Below are 16,339 nucleotides of genomic sequence, written 5' to 3'. Positions count from 1 at the left end.
GGGGGGGGGCCCCCCTCGGGGGGGCCCCTACCCCCCCCCGGGGGGGGGGGCGGGGGTACCCCCCGGGCCCCCCCGGCCGGCCCCCCGCCGGCCCCGCCCGCGTCGTACGGGGTTCAGAAGCGGAAGACGACGCCGTCGGCTCCGTCCTTGAGGCAGCTGTTGCCGAAGGTGTGCGCGAAGGCGACCCGCCGGCCGTTCCACACGCCGTCCGCGGTGACCGTCACCGGGTCCCACTGCCTCGTGCACATGACGCCGCTGTCCGCGGCGACGATCGACTCGAACCGGGCTCCGCCGGCGCGCAGTTCGGCGCAGGCCTCGCGGGCGGCCGGGTGGGTGCCGGCCGCCGTGGGCATGCAGGTGAGGGTGACCGCGCGCAGCACGCTGCCGTTCAGGGCGTCGTCGCCGGCGGTCAGGGTGAGCACCAGCGCGGAGGGGGCGTACAGGCTCTGCGTGCCGGTCTGCGCCGCGCCCGCGCTGCCCGTGCCGGGCGCGACGGCGATCCCGAGCGCCGTGGTGGCGAGCACGAGACTCTTGGCGATGTACCGCATGTCGAACACTCCCTGGGGTGGTGGTTTCGGAAATCGGTTGGCGGCTGCCGGAAATCGGACGGGGAAGCCGGAGCGGAGTCTTGCTCACCTCCGGCGAGATCGCTTGCGCGCGCGACCGGAATCGGTCACCCTTTGTGACCCCTCATGGGCAGCTTGTGACTGCCGCTGCCGCACTGAGCAGCGGTTCAGTAGTGCGCCGAAACGGCCGAAGAAAGACGTCCCCGCTTGTTGATCAAGAAAATTTAAGGTGAATCGATCCTTGAATCATTGATTGAAAGGCGCAAGTGAACCCATGCCTTCCTCGTTCACCGTTGGACTGTTCCAGGGTGGCGGGGTTCACTGGGCAGGGGACCTGGGAGGTGCCATGGAACCGGTCGAAGCGCTGGACCGCGTCGCCTATCTGCTGGAGCGCACGCGCGCCGAGACCTATCGCGTACGGGCCTTCCGCACCGCCGCCGCGGCCCTCGCGGAGCTCGACCGCGACGAGATCGCCCGGCGGGCGGCGGCCGGGACGCTGGTCCGGATCAAGGGCGTCGGGCCCAAGACGGCCAAGGTCGTCGAGGAGGCGCTGACCGGCGAGACCCCCGCCTACCTGCGCCGCCTGGAGGAGGAAGCGGCCGCTCCACTCGCCGGCGGCGGTGCCGGGCTGCGCGCGGCGCTGCGCGGCGACTGCCATCTGCACTCCGACTGGTCCGACGGCGGCAGCCCCATCGAGGAGATGGGCCGCGCGGCGGCGGAACTCGGCCACGAATGGGCCGTCCTCACCGACCACTCGCCCTCCCTCAAGGTCGCGCGCGGACTGAGCGCCGAACGGCTGCTCGCCCAACTCGACCTGATCGAGCGCCTCAACGAGGAGTGGAAACCCTTCCGGCTGCTCACCGGCATCGAATGCGACATCCTCCCCGACGGCACGCTCGACCAGGAGCCCGCACTCCTCGACCGCCTCGACCTCGTCGTCGCATCCGTCCACTCCAAACTCCGCATGGACGCCCCGGCCATGACCCGCCGCATGCTCCGCGCGATCGAGAACCCCCTCACCGACGTGCTCGGCCACTGCACCGGACGCCTCGTCACCGGCGGGCGCGGCACGCGGCCCGAGTCGCAGTTCGACGCCGACCGCGTCTTCGCCGCCTGCGCCGAGCACGGCACCGCCGTCGAGATCAACAGCCGTCCCGAACGGCGCGATCCGCCCCTGCGGCTGCTGCGCCGCGCCCTCGACGCCGGGGTGTTCTTCGCGATCGACACCGACGCTCACGCACCGGGCCAGCTGGACTGGCAGATCATCGGCTGCTCCCGCGCCGAGGAGTGCGGCGTACCGCCGGAGCGGGTGATCAACACATGGACGGCGGACCAGCTGACGGAGTGGACCCGCACCCGCAGGCCGCCGGACGGCGGCTGAGCGCGCCCGCCGGCCGCGGGGCCCCGTCGCCGCCCCGGTCGGGCAGGCGACGATCAGCTCCCCGAGCATGCGGCGCTGCCGGGCGTGGTGCTTCGCCGCCGTCGGACCGCGGCCGGACAGGGCGTCCGGACCGATCCCTCCCTCACCCGCGCGAACGCAGCCTGGTCGGGCTCACCGTCCTGGTGGCCCACGGCCACCTGGACGAACTCGCCCTGCACGTACGCGCTGCCGTACGCGGCGGTCCGGCACCGGACGAGACCGGCGCGGGGCTGCTCCAGACCGCCGTCCGCCGCGGCGTGCCGGCGGCCGACGCGGCCTTCGCCGTGGGCGCGGCGCACGCTCGCCGAACCCGGTGACGGGGCACCCCGGCATCCTGAGCGGCCGCGCCCGGGCGCCGGGCGCTCCGGTGCGGAAAATGCGTGGCGCGGCGATCCGCCGTCCCGCTAGGGTGAGTTCACTGCTGCGCCGGCGGTCTTTCCGCCGGTGCTCCGAGCCGAGTACGACCAGGAGGTGTGACCGATGGCTGTCATGGCGATGGGCGCTGCCCGCATCCAGAAGACCATTTCTCCCACCCCTGTGGTCTCCGGCTGACCTCACCTTCCTCCTGGCGCGTCGAGCGCCTGCGCGCCGACGCGCGCCTGCCGGGGCCACCCTTGTGAAGGGTTCCCCTTGAATCTCTCTTCTGCCTCCGCCGCATCCGCACACCCCCTCGCCGCCTACGGCTGGGACGACGGATGGGCGCGGGAGTTCGCCCCGTACGGCGAGCGCGGGCTGCTGCCCGGACGCGTCGTGCGCGTCGACCGCGGTCAGTGCGACGTGGTCACCCCCGCCGGCCCGGTGAGGGCCGACACCGAGTTCGTGACACCCCGCGACCCGATGCGCGTCGTGTGCACGGGCGACTGGGTCGCCGTCGACGGGGACGGCGACCCACGGTACGCGCGCGCCGTGCTGGAGCGCCGTACCGCACTCGTCCGGTCCACGTCGTCGGAGCGGTCCGAGGGACAGGTCCTCGCCGCCAACGTCGACCACGCCGTCATCTGCGTCTCGCTCGCGGTCGAGCTCGACCTCGGACGGATCGAGCGCTTCCTCGCGCTCGCCTGGGAGAGCGGTGCGCAGCCCCTCGTCGTCCTCACCAAGGCCGACCTGGTGCCCGACGTCACCGCGCTGTCCTACCTCGTGCAGGACGTCGAGACCACGGCGCCGGGCGTGCAGGTGCTGCCCGTCAGCTCCACCACCGGGGAAGGCGTCGACGTGTTCCGCGCCATCGTCTCCGGCGGCACCAGCGTGCTGCTCGGCGTCTCCGGAGCCGGCAAGTCCACGCTGGCCAACGCCCTGCTCGGCGAGGACGTCATGGACGTGCGGGCCACGCGCGACGTCGACGGCAAGGGACGGCACACCACGACGACCCGCAACCTCCTCGCCCTGCCGGACGGCGGAGTCCTCATCGACACCCCCGGCATCCGCGGGGTGGGTCTGTGGGACGCGGAGACCGGGGTCGGGCAGGTCTTCTCCGAGATCGAGGAGCTCGCCGAGCGGTGCCGGTTCCACGACTGCGCCCACGGCGCGGAGCCGGGCTGCGCGGTGCTCGCCGCGATTGAGGACGGCACCCTGCCGGAGCGCAGGCTCGACAGCTACCGCAAGCTGGTCCGCGAGAACCGGCGGATCGTGGCGAAGACGGACGCGCGGCTGCGGGCGGAGATGCTGCGCGACTGGAAACTGAAGGGCGCTCAGGGCAAGGCGGCCATGGCCGCCAAGCGCGGCAACCTGCGCTGAGCCCCCACCGGTGCCGTGCCCCGGGAAGCCCCCAGGGGCACGGCACCGGCGTCAGCCGCCCAGCACGACGGCCACCCACGCGCCCACGACCAGCAGGCAGCCGACCAGTTCCACCAGCATGCTCGTGCCCGCCGCGCGCATCGCCGACCGCGTCGCCGCCTTCGCCTGGCCGTGGCCGCCCAGGCGCAGGCGCTCGCAGACGTAGATCCCGCCGATGAACCCCGGCACCGCCCCCACCACGGGCACCACCACGAAACCCACCAGTGCCCCCACACCCGCACAGAGGGCCGCCCGGCGGGTGACGGCCGCCCCCTTGAGCCTGCGCGGCGGCAGCAGCCACACGACGACCTGGTTGATCAGCAGGACCACGGTCGCGCCCACCAGCAGCGCCCACGCGGGTCCCGACAGCTCGTGCATCGCCCACCACAGGACCGCGGCCCACACCAGCCACGGGCCGGGCACTCCCGGCAGCAGCACGCCCAGCAGGCCCAGCAGCATCACGCCGCCGACCATCAGCAGCTGCCACACGCTCATGCGACCACAGTGCAGGATCAGTGACGTCCTCGCAGGTCGCGAGCCACCCACCCGTTCGCACAGGCATGCCACCCGAGCTGCAGGCGGGTGGTGACGCCCGTCAGTTCCATCAGGCCCTTGACCCTGCGCTGCACCGTGCGCAGGCCCAGCTCCAGCTGCTTGGCCACGCTCGCGTCCGTCATCCCGGCGAGCAGCAGCGAGAGGATCTCCAGATCCGTGGCATCCGGTCCCACGGCGGCGGTCTCGGTCACCGCATCGCCCCCGGCGCCCGGCCGCAGCGGCACCGCGTCGCGCCACACCGTCTCGAACACGCCCTTCAGCGACTCCAGCAGGCCGCCGGCCCGGACGACCAGCGCGGCCGGCTCCGCACCGCGGCCGGTCAGCGGCACCATCGCGAGTGAACCGTCGGCGACCACGAGCTCGGTCGGCACCCGGTCCACCACCCGGACCCGATCGTCGCGCCCGAGGGCGGCGGTCAGCTCCGAGGTGCCCTCGGGCGCCGTCAGCACCTCGCGTTCGACGACCAACCGGTACGTCACCCCGCGCGTCGCCGCCGTCTCCTCCGCCTCGTTGTCCATGCCGCTGACCGCGATGGGCCGTCCCGTGACCAGCGCACAGACCTCCTCGGCCGCGCCCCGCTGTAACTGGACGAAACGGTGCGAGACGGCCCTCGCGCCCGTCACCACCTCCACCAGGTCGTGCACGGCGGGCTCTTCCGACTCCGCGCGGGACTCCTCCGCCGGCAGCGCCGCCGCCGGCTCCGCCTGCCCCCGCTCGTGCCGCTGCCGGGTCAGGAGCGCTCCGAGCGCGACGCCCGGCGGAGCCGCCACCCAGCGTCCGGTGCGGGTGGAGGACTGTGCCGCGAGGCCCTGTTGCTCCAGCCGCCGCAGCGTACGCTCCGTCTCCGTCTCCGGCAGTGCGAGACGGCGCGCGAGATCGGTGATCTCCGCGGCTCCGAGCGCGACGAGCGCGCGGTAGGCCGTCTCCTGTCTCTCGTCGAGACCTATGGCTCCCAGCACGATGCCCCTCCCCGGACGTGCGCTTCCTCGCCCCCGTGGCGGAAGACGGCCACGGCGCGAACCCGCCGCGCACATCATCCCCCGCACCGGTCGTTCCTCTGCCGACGGCGCCACCGCAGCCCCGACAGCCTCCGGCGCCGGGCTGTCCTGCCCGTCGTCTCCGGCTTCCCCCGGGCGAGCTGATGTCCGACCGGCGCGTGCCCGCACGGCGGACACCGTTCGCGGGAGTCCTGATACGGCGGGGGGCGTGGCGCCGACCGCGCCGCGCGACGACTGCGGCAAGCCGGTGCTCGCGGCGGAGCGGCAGAGCCACCTCGTCGGTGTGGCCCTCACGCTGGGGCGCGACAGCGGAACTGTCGCCCGCACGGGGGACGTTGGGTGACATCGACAGCCTGCGACTGGTGCGCGACGGGGAGGGGATAGGGCAGACTGGGTTTCCGCTCGGGGTCTTCGAGATCCCGTCGGACGACGCGCTGTGTGAACTGTCGCTCAACCAAGCGGAGATCGCGCAGCCCGCCGCGGTCCGGAAGCGCTCGACCCAGCTGCTGACGGCCTGGAAGTTCCGCTCCCGCCTGGACGAGAGCGCGTACTCGCGAGGCATCCCGCCGCTCTTCCTCACCGGTCACACGGGTTACGAGCCCGGTGAACAGTCGCACGCAAAACCGAACTGACGGACTCCAAGGGCACTTCGTCACCCAGCTCGTGGTCGGCGCATACGCCGTGCGCCGCCCACGACGGTCCGCCGGGCAGTCTTCCCGTGGGGGGTTGGGCCGCCCGGCGGACCACCTTCACGGGTGGGATTCTTCTGGATGCCCCGTTTTCACCCGCCTTTGCGATGGACAATGACAGCATGAGCGAGCAGGGGGAGAGGCCGGGCGAGCCGACCGCCGAGGACGACTGGTGGAGCAGGCTCTACGACGACTCCGCGCCGGACACGGGCCCGGGCCCGACGCGCACGGACGACACGCTCGACACGCGCTTCGCCTCGGCGTCGGGCACGGTCTCCCGCCCCGGCGCCCGGGGGAACCGCATTCCGGCCTCGGCCGACATCCCGGCCCAGGCCGCCGCCACGCCGGACGGCCCGCCCGCCGAGGGCGGTTCCGGGCCGGCGTCCGAGGTCGGGGATTCGCCACCGACGGCGCTGCCGGGGTGGCCGCCGGACGGGTCACGCGTCGATGGCGGTCCGCCGCCGCCCCGGCGGTTGCCCGACGACCGGTCCGCGAAGGCCGGTCCGCGGCCGCCGTCGACTGGCGCTGTGCCGCCGACGGGTGTGCCGGGCGCTCCGGCACCGGACGGGCCGCCCGACGGTGGCGGTCGCGCGCCCGGAGTGGGCGGTCCGCTGCCGCCCCGGCGGTTGCCCGACGACCGGTCCGCGAAGGCCGGTCCGCGGCCGCCGTCGACTGACGCTGTGCCGCCGGCGGGTGTGCCGGGCGCTCCGGCACCGGACGGGCCGCCCGACGGTGGCGGGCGCGCGCCCGGAGCGGGCGGTCCGCCGCCGGCGGTGCCGCCCGCGCCTGGGGGAGCGCCCGCGCAGGGCGGTCTCCGGCCCGGGCGCGTGCCGGACGAGGGCGGTGGCCGTCGGCGGGCTGTCGACGCCGATGGGGGCGAGGCGCCGCCCGGCCCGGAGGGCGACGCGCGGCCGCGGATCGAGGTCGTCGGGGGCGGGCCTCCCACCTACGAGGCCGAGCCCACCGCGTTGCCCGCCGCCGAGGCGCTCGCCCTCGAGCAGCTCGTCCCCGACACCGTCCTCGACGGGGCCCGGTACGGCACGTACACCCTGCGCGCCGCCTCCGTGCGCGGCGATTCCGCTCGCTACCGCGGCGAACCCCGCCGCGACGCCCTGCTCACCGCCCGGTTCGGGACCGGACCCGCCGCCCTCGTGCTCGTCGCCGTCGCCGGCGGCAGCCGCCACGCGGAGAACGCCCGCCTCGCCGCCGCCGACGCCGTCCGCTGGATCGGCACGGCCGTCGGTCGCAGCCACGCGCGGCTCGCCGAGGACATAAGGGCCGGCCGCAGGGACGACCTCAAGTCGGGGCTGCACCGCCTCACCGACCGCGGCTTCGGCAGGCTCCGCGCCCGCGCCGCCGAACTCGGTCTGGAACCGGAGCAGTACACCGCCGGCCTCCGCTGCCTCCTGCTGTCCGCCGACCCGGACTGCCGTACCCGGGTCTTCTTCGGTGCCGGCCCAGGCGGGCTCTTCCGACTGCGCGACGGCGTCTGGCAGGACATCGAGCCGCTCGTCCCCGAGCAGGCCGACGGCGCGTCGGCCGAGACCCCGTACGGCGAGCGGCTCACCGCGGACCGGAACACCACCGCGCCCCCGCCGCCCGCCGATCCGTTCCGCTTCCGTGCCGGTGTCGCCCGCCCGGGCGACACCCTCCTGCTGTGCAGCAACGGTCTCGCCGAGCCCCTGCGGGGCGAGCCCGCGCTCGCCGCGGCGCTCACCAGGCGGTGGGAGGACTCCGGCCCTCCGGGCATGACGCAGTTCCTCGCGGACATCCAGCTCCGCGTCAAGGGGTACGCCGACGACCGCACGGCCGTCGGCGTCTGGGAGGCGTAACCGCACAGGCGCGACATGGCGGGCCGTGGGTTGATGGACGTTCGAGGTCCACCAGAAAGGGCACGCACCCATGGCCAAGCAGAACGTGGCGGAGCAGTTCGTGGACATCCTCGTCCGCGCCGGCGTCCAGCGGCTCTACGGCGTCGTCGGAGACAGCCTCAACCCCGTCGTCGACGCGGTCCGCCGCACCGCGGCCATCGAGTGGATCCAGGTCAGACACGAGGAGACCGCCGCGTTCGCGGCCGGCGCGGAGGCGCAGATCACCGGCCGTCTCGCCGCCTGCGCCGGTTCCTGCGGACCGGGCAACCTGCACCTCATCAACGGGCTCTACGACGCCCACCGCTCCATGGCGTCCGTCCTGGCCCTCGCCTCCCACATCCCCTCCTCCGAGATCGGCCTCGGCTACTTCCAGGAGACACATCCCGACCACCTGTTCCGCGAGTGCAGCCACTACTGCGAGATGATTTCCAGTCCGCAGCAGATGCCGCGCCTCCTCCAGAGCGCGATCCAGCACGCGATCGGCCGCAGCGGGGTGAGCGTGGTGTCGATGCCGGGCGACATCGCCGACCGGCCGGCCCCCGAGAAGACGATCGAGCACGCACTGGTCACCACGCGCCCCACGGTCCGTCCCGGCGACACCGAGCTCGACAGGCTCGTCGCCATGATCGACGAGGCCGACCGCGTGACCCTGTTCTGCGGCAGCGGCACCGCCGGCGCGCACGCCGAGGTCATGCAGTTCGCGGAGCGCATCAAGTCACCCGTCGGACACGCGCTCCGCGGCAAGGAGTGGATTCAGTACGACAATCCCTACGACGTGGGCATGAGCGGACTGCTCGGTTACGGCGCGGCGTACGAGGCCACCCACGAGTGCGATCTGCTGATCCTGCTCGGCACGGACTTCCCGTACAACGCCTTCCTCCCCGACGACGTGAAGATCGCGCAGATCGACGTCCGCCCCGAGCACCTCGGCCGCCGCTCCAAACTCGACCTCGCGGTGTGGGGCGATGTGCGGGAGACGCTGCGCTGCCTCATCCCGCGGGTGCGGGCCAAGACCAGCCGCCGCTTCCTCGACAAGATGCTGAAGAAGCACGCGGACGCCCTGGAAGGCGTGGTGAAGGCCTACACCCGTAAGGTGGAGAAGCACGTCCCGATCCATCCCGAGTACGTCGCCTCCGTCGTCGACGAACTCGCGGACGAGGACGCGGTGTTCACCGTCGACACCGGCATGTGCAACGTCTGGGCCGCCCGCTACCTCACCCCCAACGGCCGCCGCCGCATCATCGGTTCGTTCAGCCACGGCTCGATGGCGAACGCGCTGCCGCAGGCGATCGGGGCCCAGTTCACCGACCGGCGGCGGCAGGTCGTCTCGCTGTCGGGCGACGGCGGCTTCACCATGCTGATGGGCGACTTCCTCACCCTCGTCCAGTACGACCTGCCGGTGAAGATCGTGCTGTTCAACAACTCCTCCCTCGGCATGGTCGAGCTGGAGATGCTGGTCGCCGGACTGCCGTCGTTCGGCACCGCGAACCACAACCCCGACTTCGCGGCCGTCGCGCGGGCGGCCGGCGCCTACGGCGTGCGTGTGGAGAAGCCCAAGCAGCTCGCGGGCGCGCTCAAGGACGCCTTCCGGCACAAGGGGCCCGCGCTGGTGGACGTCGTCACCGACCCGAACGCGCTGTCCATCCCGCCGAAGATCCGCGCCGAGATGGTGACCGGCTTCGCGCTGTCCGCCAGCAAGATCGTGCTGGACGGCGGCGTCGGCCGGATGCTCCAGATGGCACGCTCCAACCTGCGGAACGTGCCGAGGCCGTGACCGCACGCGAGCAGGTGTCGCGGGAATCCCATGAGTGGCGCCCGGCGCGCGGGGCATGCATCCCCTGAACACATGCGCATCACGACTGGTTCCGACATGTGGGTGGGGGATCGATGGGTGAACGTCACGGGGGCGCCGGAGTGCGCGGACGCCTGCACCGCAGACTGGGCAGCGGTGATCTGACCGCCGTGCCCGAAGTGCGGCACGCGTTACGCGACCTGCTGGAGAAATGGCCGCAGCCGGACGCGGACAGCCCGGCGGACGCGGCGGACGTCGCCGAGCTGCTGGCCAGCGAGCTGGTGACCAACGCGCTGATCCACACCGACCGGGGCGCGGTGGTCACGGCCACGGTCGAGGACTCGCGGCTTCATGTGGAGGTCCGCGACTTCATGGCCGGACTGCCCGTCCCCGACGTACCGACCGCCGACCTCGGTACGTCGGGCAGGGGACTGGTCCTCGTGGAGAGACTCGCCGACGCGTGGGGCGTGCGTACGGCTCAGGGGGTGGGCAAGGTGGTGTGGTTCGAGCTGCACGCCGGGGCGGCCTGAAGCCCAGCCGCCCCGCGCTGCCCGGCCCTCAGCCGAACTGCCGCTCCAGGTCCTTCAGCTTGCGCTCCAGGGAGTCGAGACGCGGCAGCGTCAGGGTGTCGTCCTCGGCCGTCAGGTCCACGGTGACGGGCTCGGGCCCCTTCGGCCCGACGGCCTGCAGGGAGCGCCGGCCCCGCACGGGCAGGTGTCCGGACTCCGCTATGGCGGGCTCCACGACGGTTCCCGAGGACTCCACCATGGACCCGGCGAGCGGTGCCTGGGCCTGCGGGCCGCCCGCCGGGCCCCCCGCCGGTCCGAGCGCGGGGAGCTCCGCGGGGCGCACGGTCCGCCCCAGGCCCCAGGACCGGTGCTGCCGGTTGTATGCCTTGAGCTGGGCGCGCTCCAGCTTCTCCCGGTCGCGCCTGCGCATCCGGTTCCGCTCCTTCTCCCGCCGGTCCTCGCGCACCTCGTCGACCGCCTCGTCCAGGGTGCGTACGCCCTCCAGGAGCATCAGCGACCAGGCGGCGAACGTCTCCCGCGGGGCCCGCAGCCAGCGGACGATGCGGATCTGCGGCAGCGGGCGGGGCACCAGGCCCTGCTCGCGCAGCGCCGCCCGGCGGGTCTGCTTCAGCGCGCGGTCGAAGAGGACCGCGGCCGACAGGGACATGCCCGCGAAGAAGTGCGGGGCGCCCGCGTGGCCGAGACCGCGGGGCGCGTGCACCCAGTTGAACCACGCCGCGGCGCCCGCGAACGTCCACACCAGCAGGCGCGAGCCGAGCGCGGCGTCACCGTGGCTGGCCTCCCGCACGGCGAGGACGGAGCAGAACATGGCCGCCCCGTCGAGCCCGAAGGGAACCAGGTACTCCCAGCCGCCCGAAAGATTCAGGTTCTGCCGCCCGAAGCCCACGAGGCCGTGGAAGGAGAGCGCGGCGGCCACCGCGGCGCAGCAGAAGAGCAGTACGTAGGAGGCGCTGCCGTAGACGGCTTCCTTGCGTCTGCGTCGTTCCTCGCTGCGCTCCCAGGAGTCCTCGGCCGCGGCCTTGTCCCCGGCACGCTTGCCGCGCGTGAGCACTGCCACCGCCGCCAGGACCCCCACCAGCATCACGCCGCCCGGAAGCAGCCAGTCCAGCGATATGTCGGTCAGTGTCATGCGGTGTCCCTTGTATCGCGGTACGCGTTCGGCAGTCATATTGGCCGACGGGGCCGGACGTCCAAGGGGTTTCGCTGCAAGAGCACGCCAACGGGGCGCTCGGGCGCACGGATAGGTGCCTACCGGTCGAACTCGTCTGCGGGAAGGGAGTTGCGTTCGATTCACGGCCACTCGAAAGAGTGACGTGGCCCCGATGGCTCCGACCGGCGCCGCGGGGCGCGGGTCACTCGCCACGCAGCAGGCGTTCCACGCGGTCGGCATCGCAGGTGCGGGGGCAGGTGACGCAGGTGTCCTCGGGGCGCAGTGTGTAGAACAGGCAGCAGCTCGCCCGGTCGCGGGTGGGCAGGCGCTCGCCGGCCGGCCCGGTCAGCTCGCGGAAGCCGGCGGTGCCCACGTAGGGCTTGGCCGTGCCCGGCAGCAGCATCTCCAGCTCCGCGACGGCGCGGCTCTCCTCGCCGAGCAGATGTGCGATGTACCACAGGCCCTCGACGACCTCGTCCGTCACCATGCCCCACAGGGCGCGCCCGCCGCGCCGCATCCGGGGGCCGAAGCCGTCCAGGACGGGGCGGATGTGCTCGGCGACCGCGGCCCGGACCTCCTCCCGCAGCGCCTCCTCGTCCGGCACCACGCGGGCGCCGGGCAGGGTGGCCGCCGGGTCGTCCGGCAGGCAGGCGAAGGAGCTCACGCGGACCGCCATGCGCCCGAGAGCGCGCTGGAAGGCCACGTCCTCGACCGGCACCCTCGGGACCCGGCGGTGCAGGAACCAGGGGACGGTGATCAGCAGGCACGCCGGCCAGGCGTAGCGGTGCAGGCCGAAGCTGGCGACGACGTCCGGGCGGGCCTGCTGCCCGTAGTCCCGCAGCACCTGCGCGTTGTCCCAGGCGAGGAAGGAGTCGAGGCCCGGGCCGCCCGCGGCGAGTTCACTCGCACGGACCCAGCCCGCCCCCTCGGGTGTCCGCTCGCCGTCGCCCAGCTCCTGGACGCGCAGGCCGGGGAAGACGTCCGCCAGACGCTCGTAGGCGTCGCCGACCGGGGAGGCGACGCCGGGAAACAGGGCAGGAAGGGTCATGCCGGGGACCACCGAATCGCGATCGTTAGCAGGTAAGCCTTACCTTACCCGATCTGTTCGATGTTTGAACTGCGGCCTCACACGCATATCGTGCACAGGGGGCCTCGCAACGCCAGCCGGGCCCGTTGGACCGGCCGGAGGAGGACCCGAGTGGAGCAGGCCCGAGCGCGTGACGCCGCCGCCCGGCCGCACGCGTCCGCACGCGTTCCCGCCCAGGGCGGCCCCCGCGTGCCGGAAGAGGTCCGCGGCGAGCACACCCACAGCGAGCCCCCCGCCCCGGCGCCCCGGCTCGTCCGTCGCCACTCCGTCCGAGAGCAGATCCTCCAGGCCCTGCGCACCGCCCTGGTCGACGGCGACCTCGTCCCCGGCGAGGTCTACTCCGCGCCCGTCCTCGGCGAACGCTTCGGCGTCTCCGCGACCCCCGTACGGGAGGCGATGCAGCAGCTCGCCACCGAGGGCGCCGTCGAGGTCGTGCCCAACCGCGGCTTCCGCGTCCTCGCGCGCACGCCCCGCGAACTCGCCGAGCTGGCCGAGGTGCGCGCCCTCATCGAGGTACCGGTCATGCTCCGCCTCGCCCGCACGGTGCCCGCCGAGCGGTGGACCGCGCTGCGCCCCCTCGCCGAGGCGACGGCCGTGGCGGCCGCGACCGGTGACCGCGCCGGATACGCCGAATCGGACCGCGCCTTCCACCACGCCGTCCTCGCCCTCGCCGGGAACCAGCAGCTCCTCGCCGTCGCGGACGACCTGCACCGGCGCTCCCAGTGGCCGCTCACCGCCGCCCCCGTCACCAGACGGGCGGACCTGGTCGCGGACGCCGCCGAACACACGGCCCTCCTCGAAGCCCTGATCGCCCAGGACCTGACGGTCGTGCAGTCCCTGGTGCGCGAACACTTCACCGGTTCCGACATCTGACGGGAGCAGGCGTGCGCGGCACGGTATGGGCGGCGGCCAACCAGCTCGGCGTGGTCGCCGGCACCCCCGCGGAACTCCAGTCCGCCCTGCTGTCCGGAGCGCCGCGCACCCTGCGGCTCGGGCAGCCGGGCCAGGACCCGGCGGCCGTCGGCGAACTCGCCCGCATCCTGAGGGAGTTCGGCCATGTCCGGGTGGTCGTCGAGGAGGCCGCGGACAGTGGCCCGCCGCCCCCCGAACCGGTGGACCTCGCCGACCCGGCCGCCGTGTGCGCCGCCGAACCGCTGGGGATCACGGCGGCGTACGAGAAGGACGGCGGTGCGCACGGCGGGCTGCGGGCGGCCTGGCTGCGCGCCGGGCAGGCGCTGATACGCGACCAGGAGCCGGCCGAACGCGCCCTTGCGCTGCTGGCCGCGCTGCCGGCCTCGGCCGAACCGCACCTGCGCGCCGCCCTCACGGACCTGGCCGGCGGGGCCCGCTGGAGCGTCGCGTGGACGCGCGGCCCGGACGACACGCGACCGTCCCCGTCCGGTCCCGTCTCCGCGCTGACCGTCTCCGCGGGCAGGCTGCTGATCGCCGGACGCGACGGAGCCGTACGGCAGCTGGACGCCGAGCCCCACACGGCGCCCCTGCCCGGCCGGGTCAGGGCGATGGCGGCGACGGGCGACGGCACCCTGCTGCTCCTCGACGAACGCGGCCGCCTGCACACCCGCGGCCCCGGCAGCCGGCTGACCGCGGCCGTCACCGCCACGCTCGCCGCCCACCCGGGCACCGCACTCGCCGCGACGGGCGAGACCGTGCTGGCCGGCGACCGCGTGGGATCCGTGCACGCCTTCGGACCCGCCGGACTGCACCAGGCCGCACCGCACTCGGGCCGGGTCACCGCTCTCGCCGCGACCGGCGCCCTCGTGTGCAGCGGCGGCGCGGACGGCGCCGTATGCCTGTGGACTCCCGGGAGCGCGGACCAGCCGGCTCCGCTGACCGAGCGTGCCTGCCCCGTCGTCGCCCTGCACGCCGCGTCCACCGCTCGGGGACCGGCCGTCGCGGTCGCCTGGGAGGACGGACTCGCCGAACTGCACCACCCCGGACCGGGGGACGTGCGGGCCTTCCGCCCGGGGCCCGCGATCCGCGCCGTCGCCATCCTCCAGGACGGTCAACTCGCCCTCGCCACGGACGAGATGCTCGTGGCACTGCGCCCCGCGTGCCCCCCGGCGGAGGCCCTGGACTAGCCTGTGCGGCCGTGCTGTCCACGAGCGAGGGGGGTTCGATGAACGGGGAGCTGCCGGAGACGCCGGAGTCGTCCATATCCGACGAGGAATGGGCGAGGTTCCAGATCGAGAGCGAGGGGCCTGCTCGTCTCGCGGCCCCCAAGGAGCCGTCCGCGCGGGCGCGGATGGTGACCGAACGGCTGCGCCGGGCGGACGAGGAGGCCACGCGGCAGCAGAGCCGCGCGCGGCGCCTCGTGCGCAGGGGCAGGCCCGTACAGGCGCAGCCCGACGGCTGGCGCGCCTGGCCCGACCGGCAGACACGCGAGCGGCGCGGCCGGGTGTGGACCTTCATCTGGATCGCGGTCGGGATCGGCGTGCTCATGGTCCTGCTGAACCCGGTGGCGGCGCTGTCCTGGCTGGTGTGACCGGCGCGGTCAGTCGGGCGGCTCCAGACCGGACAGCAGCGAGGCGATGTCCAGACCGGTCAGCAGGTACTGCTCGAACGCCGGGTTGTGCAGCGCCCAGGACGAGCGGCGCAGTCTGACCCGGTCGATCGCGCCCTCGCTGTCGTGGCCCAGTTCGATCAGGGTCTGCGCGGCGACGAGGCCCGAGCGGTTGTAGCCGGAATAGCAGCGGACGAGGACCTTGCGGCGGGCCCGTACGGCGTCCGCCGCGACCTCCGCGATGCGGCGGACGCTGTCGATCTCGCCCGCCGTCAGCCAGTCGTCCGGGATGGGCACCACATGGTGCTCGACACCGGCGGCCGGGCCGTGGCCCTCGCGGGTCCACAGGCTGATCACCAGGTCGAACTCCCGCCCGACGACCACGTCCTGATGCGGGCGCACCCCGTCGGTCCAGACGTGGCCGCCCATCCACAGGCCGGTGGTGATCTCGTCCCAGCGGGTCCGCGGCTCCGGGACCTCCCCTTCCCTGCGGCGGGTCCTCACGGCGCGGCGGGCTCGGGACGGGCGGGGGAGCCCTGCGGTGGCACCGCGGGCGACAACTGGGGGCTCAGCCACACCGGTACGCCGCCCAGCAGCCGGAACAGCCGACGCGCCTCCGCGCGCATGCGGCTCGCCTCCGGCTCCGGCTCGCAGTCGGCGAGCCCCGCGAGCGCGGGCGCCGTGCCGATCAGGTAGCCCAGCTCCTCGCGGATGCGCAGGCATTCCGCGAAGCCGTGCCGCGCCTGCGCCAACTCGCCCTCGCGCAGGGCGATCCCGGCGAGCTGCTGCCAGGTGAAGGACAACAGCAGGGGGTCGTCGTGCGCGGCGGCTCCCGCATGGGCCCTCTCGTACGCGGCACGCGCTGCCTGCGGCGCGTCGGCGATGTGCTCGGCGACCAGTCCGCGCCGGAAGTCGAGCAGCGGGCGCCGCGGCGAGGAGGGCGCGAGCAGCGCCGTCGCCCGGCCGAGAGCGGAGCGCGCCTCGTCGGCCCGGTCCCGTACCCCGAGCCGGGTCGCCGCGTACGCCAGCCGGCCGCGCTCGCTCGCCGCGCCGCCGCGTTCCTCGTCGTCACCGGCAGCGGCCTCGGCGGTGCGCAGCGCGTCCTCGGCCTCGGCCCATCCGTCGCAGGTGAACAGGCAGCGTTCGACGAGGAGTCCGGCACGCTCCAGAGCCGCCGCCGGGTCCGCGGCGTGCGGTGCGAGGAGAGCCGCAGCGTCGGTCCAACAGCCGCGCGAACGCAGCCGCCATACCGCGGTCTGGAGGGGATCGTCACCTGCTGTGGTTCCGGAACCAGACATGGCGGTATGCGCCACTTGCCCTCCCCGAGCACGCCATTGAGCTGTTGAGTCAGACGGCATCTCAGCACGGATCGGCATGCGTGGCCAAG

The 16,339-nt window shown here is 74.0% G+C and carries 16 protein-coding genes and 1 pseudogene; 10 read left to right on the top strand and 7 right to left on the bottom strand.

Annotated elements, in window-relative coordinates:
• Positions 1-113 precede the first annotated feature (113 nt).
• On the bottom strand, positions 114-548 hold the full coding sequence (locus AB0K02_RS28805; RefSeq protein ID WP_365995470.1) for a subtilase-type protease inhibitor: 435 nt from the start codon (positions 546-548) through the stop codon (positions 114-116).
• A 364-nt stretch (positions 549-912) separates the two neighbouring features.
• On the opposite strand from AB0K02_RS28805, the gene AB0K02_RS28800 reads away from it, so the two are divergent.
• From AB0K02_RS28800 to rsgA, 3 genes and pseudogenes are all read left to right on the top strand, one after another.
• On the top strand, positions 913-1,947 hold the full coding sequence (locus AB0K02_RS28800) for a PHP domain-containing protein (RefSeq protein WP_365995469.1): 1,035 nt from the start codon (positions 913-915) through the stop codon (positions 1,945-1,947).
• A gap of 102 nt (positions 1,948-2,049) precedes the next feature.
• A pseudogene (locus AB0K02_RS28795) lies at positions 2,050-2,304 on the top strand (carboxymuconolactone decarboxylase family protein); the annotation flags it as partial.
• A gap of 312 nt (positions 2,305-2,616) precedes the next feature.
• Positions 2,617-3,720 carry a ribosome small subunit-dependent GTPase A gene (gene rsgA / locus AB0K02_RS28790; RefSeq protein ID WP_365995468.1) on the top strand — a complete coding sequence of 368 codons (1,104 nt, stop codon included), beginning with the start codon at positions 2,617-2,619 and terminating at the stop codon, positions 3,718-3,720.
• Between the two features lie 51 nt (positions 3,721-3,771).
• On the opposite strand, the gene AB0K02_RS28785 is transcribed toward rsgA, so the two are convergent.
• A complete protein-coding gene (locus AB0K02_RS28785) occupies positions 3,772-4,254 on the bottom strand; it encodes a DUF456 domain-containing protein (protein ID WP_365995467.1) in 483 nt (160 codons plus the stop codon).
• A 17-nt stretch (positions 4,255-4,271) separates the two neighbouring features.
• A complete protein-coding gene (locus tag AB0K02_RS28780) occupies positions 4,272-5,273 on the bottom strand; it encodes a helix-turn-helix domain-containing protein (RefSeq protein ID WP_365995466.1) in 1,002 nt (333 codons plus the stop codon).
• A gap of 374 nt (positions 5,274-5,647) precedes the next feature.
• On the opposite strand from AB0K02_RS28780, the gene AB0K02_RS28775 reads away from it, so the two are divergent.
• From AB0K02_RS28775 to AB0K02_RS28760, 4 genes are all read left to right on the top strand, one after another.
• Entirely contained in the window at positions 5,648-5,944 is a 297-nt protein-coding gene (locus tag AB0K02_RS28775; protein WP_365995465.1) for a hypothetical protein, read from the top strand.
• A 179-nt stretch (positions 5,945-6,123) separates the two neighbouring features.
• A complete protein-coding gene (locus tag AB0K02_RS28770) occupies positions 6,124-7,833 on the top strand; it encodes a protein phosphatase 2C domain-containing protein (RefSeq protein WP_365995464.1) in 1,710 nt (569 codons plus the stop codon).
• Positions 7,834-7,903: 70 nt separating this feature from the next.
• Positions 7,904-9,646: a pyruvate dehydrogenase gene (locus AB0K02_RS28765; RefSeq protein ID WP_365995463.1), complete on the top strand. Its 1,743-nt coding sequence runs from the start codon at positions 7,904-7,906 to the stop codon at positions 9,644-9,646.
• Between the two features lie 113 nt (positions 9,647-9,759).
• Entirely contained in the window at positions 9,760-10,194 is a 435-nt protein-coding gene (locus tag AB0K02_RS28760) for an ATP-binding protein (RefSeq protein WP_365995462.1), read from the top strand.
• A 28-nt stretch (positions 10,195-10,222) separates the two neighbouring features.
• Here AB0K02_RS28760 and AB0K02_RS28755 read toward each other — a convergent pair whose 3' ends face one another.
• Entirely contained in the window at positions 10,223-11,323 is a 1,101-nt protein-coding gene (locus AB0K02_RS28755; protein WP_365995461.1) for a DUF2637 domain-containing protein, read from the bottom strand.
• Positions 11,324-11,546: 223 nt separating this feature from the next.
• On the bottom strand, positions 11,547-12,392 hold the full coding sequence (locus AB0K02_RS28750; protein WP_365995460.1) for a (2Fe-2S)-binding protein: 846 nt from the start codon (positions 12,390-12,392) through the stop codon (positions 11,547-11,549).
• Positions 12,393-12,542: 150 nt separating this feature from the next.
• Between AB0K02_RS28750 and AB0K02_RS28745 the strand changes: the two genes are divergently transcribed.
• From AB0K02_RS28745 to AB0K02_RS28735, 3 genes are read left to right on the top strand one after another with little or no spacing between them, the layout of a single operon-like run.
• Positions 12,543-13,304 (top strand): GntR family transcriptional regulator, encoded by a 762-nt coding sequence (locus AB0K02_RS28745; protein ID WP_365995459.1) that lies wholly within the window; start codon positions 12,543-12,545, stop codon positions 13,302-13,304.
• 11 nt (positions 13,305-13,315) lie between these two features.
• Positions 13,316-14,530 (top strand): hypothetical protein, encoded by a 1,215-nt coding sequence (locus tag AB0K02_RS28740; RefSeq protein ID WP_365995458.1) that lies wholly within the window; start codon positions 13,316-13,318, stop codon positions 14,528-14,530.
• Positions 14,531-14,568: 38 nt separating this feature from the next.
• A complete protein-coding gene (locus AB0K02_RS28735; RefSeq protein WP_365995457.1) occupies positions 14,569-14,934 on the top strand; it encodes a hypothetical protein in 366 nt (121 codons plus the stop codon).
• Between the two features lie 9 nt (positions 14,935-14,943).
• Here the strand turns inward: AB0K02_RS28735 and AB0K02_RS28730 are convergent, their stop codons facing one another.
• On the bottom strand, positions 14,944-15,456 hold the full coding sequence (locus AB0K02_RS28730; RefSeq protein WP_365995456.1) for a protein phosphatase: 513 nt from the start codon (positions 15,454-15,456) through the stop codon (positions 14,944-14,946).
• Entirely contained in the window at positions 15,453-16,265 is an 813-nt protein-coding gene (locus tag AB0K02_RS28725; RefSeq protein ID WP_365995455.1) for a hypothetical protein, read from the bottom strand. The genes AB0K02_RS28730 and AB0K02_RS28725 overlap by 4 nt, the downstream gene beginning before the upstream one ends.
• Between the last annotated feature and the right edge of the window lie 74 nt (positions 16,266-16,339).

The sequence above is a fragment of the Streptomyces sp. NPDC049597 genome (assembly GCF_040675505.1).
Lineage (GTDB): Bacteria > Actinomycetota > Actinomycetes > Streptomycetales > Streptomycetaceae > Streptomyces.
This window is presented reverse-complemented; position numbering and strand designations above follow the sequence as displayed.

What these genes read in the sequence shown, in the direction of transcription:
- AB0K02_RS28760 (WP_365995462.1), top strand. Translation starts at nt 9,760, where the DNA reads ATGGGTGAACGTCACGGGGGCGCCGGAGTGCGCGGACGCCTGCACCGC.
- AB0K02_RS28800 (WP_365995469.1), top strand. Translation starts at nt 913, where the DNA reads ATGGAACCGGTCGAAGCGCTGGACCGCGTCGCCTATCTGCTGGAGCGC.
- AB0K02_RS28765 (WP_365995463.1), top strand. Translation starts at nt 7,904, where the DNA reads ATGGCCAAGCAGAACGTGGCGGAGCAGTTCGTGGACATCCTCGTCCGC.
- AB0K02_RS28735 (WP_365995457.1), top strand. Translation starts at nt 14,569, where the DNA reads ATGAACGGGGAGCTGCCGGAGACGCCGGAGTCGTCCATATCCGACGAG.
- AB0K02_RS28750 (WP_365995460.1), bottom strand. Translation starts at nt 12,392, where the DNA reads ATGACCCTTCCTGCCCTGTTTCCCGGCGTCGCCTCCCCGGTCGGCGAC.
- AB0K02_RS28785 (WP_365995467.1), bottom strand. Translation starts at nt 4,254, where the DNA reads ATGAGCGTGTGGCAGCTGCTGATGGTCGGCGGCGTGATGCTGCTGGGC.
- AB0K02_RS28770 (WP_365995464.1), top strand. Translation starts at nt 6,124, where the DNA reads ATGAGCGAGCAGGGGGAGAGGCCGGGCGAGCCGACCGCCGAGGACGAC.
- AB0K02_RS28805 (WP_365995470.1), bottom strand. Translation starts at nt 548, where the DNA reads ATGCGGTACATCGCCAAGAGTCTCGTGCTCGCCACCACGGCGCTCGGG.
- AB0K02_RS28755 (WP_365995461.1), bottom strand. Translation starts at nt 11,323, where the DNA reads ATGACACTGACCGACATATCGCTGGACTGGCTGCTTCCGGGCGGCGTG.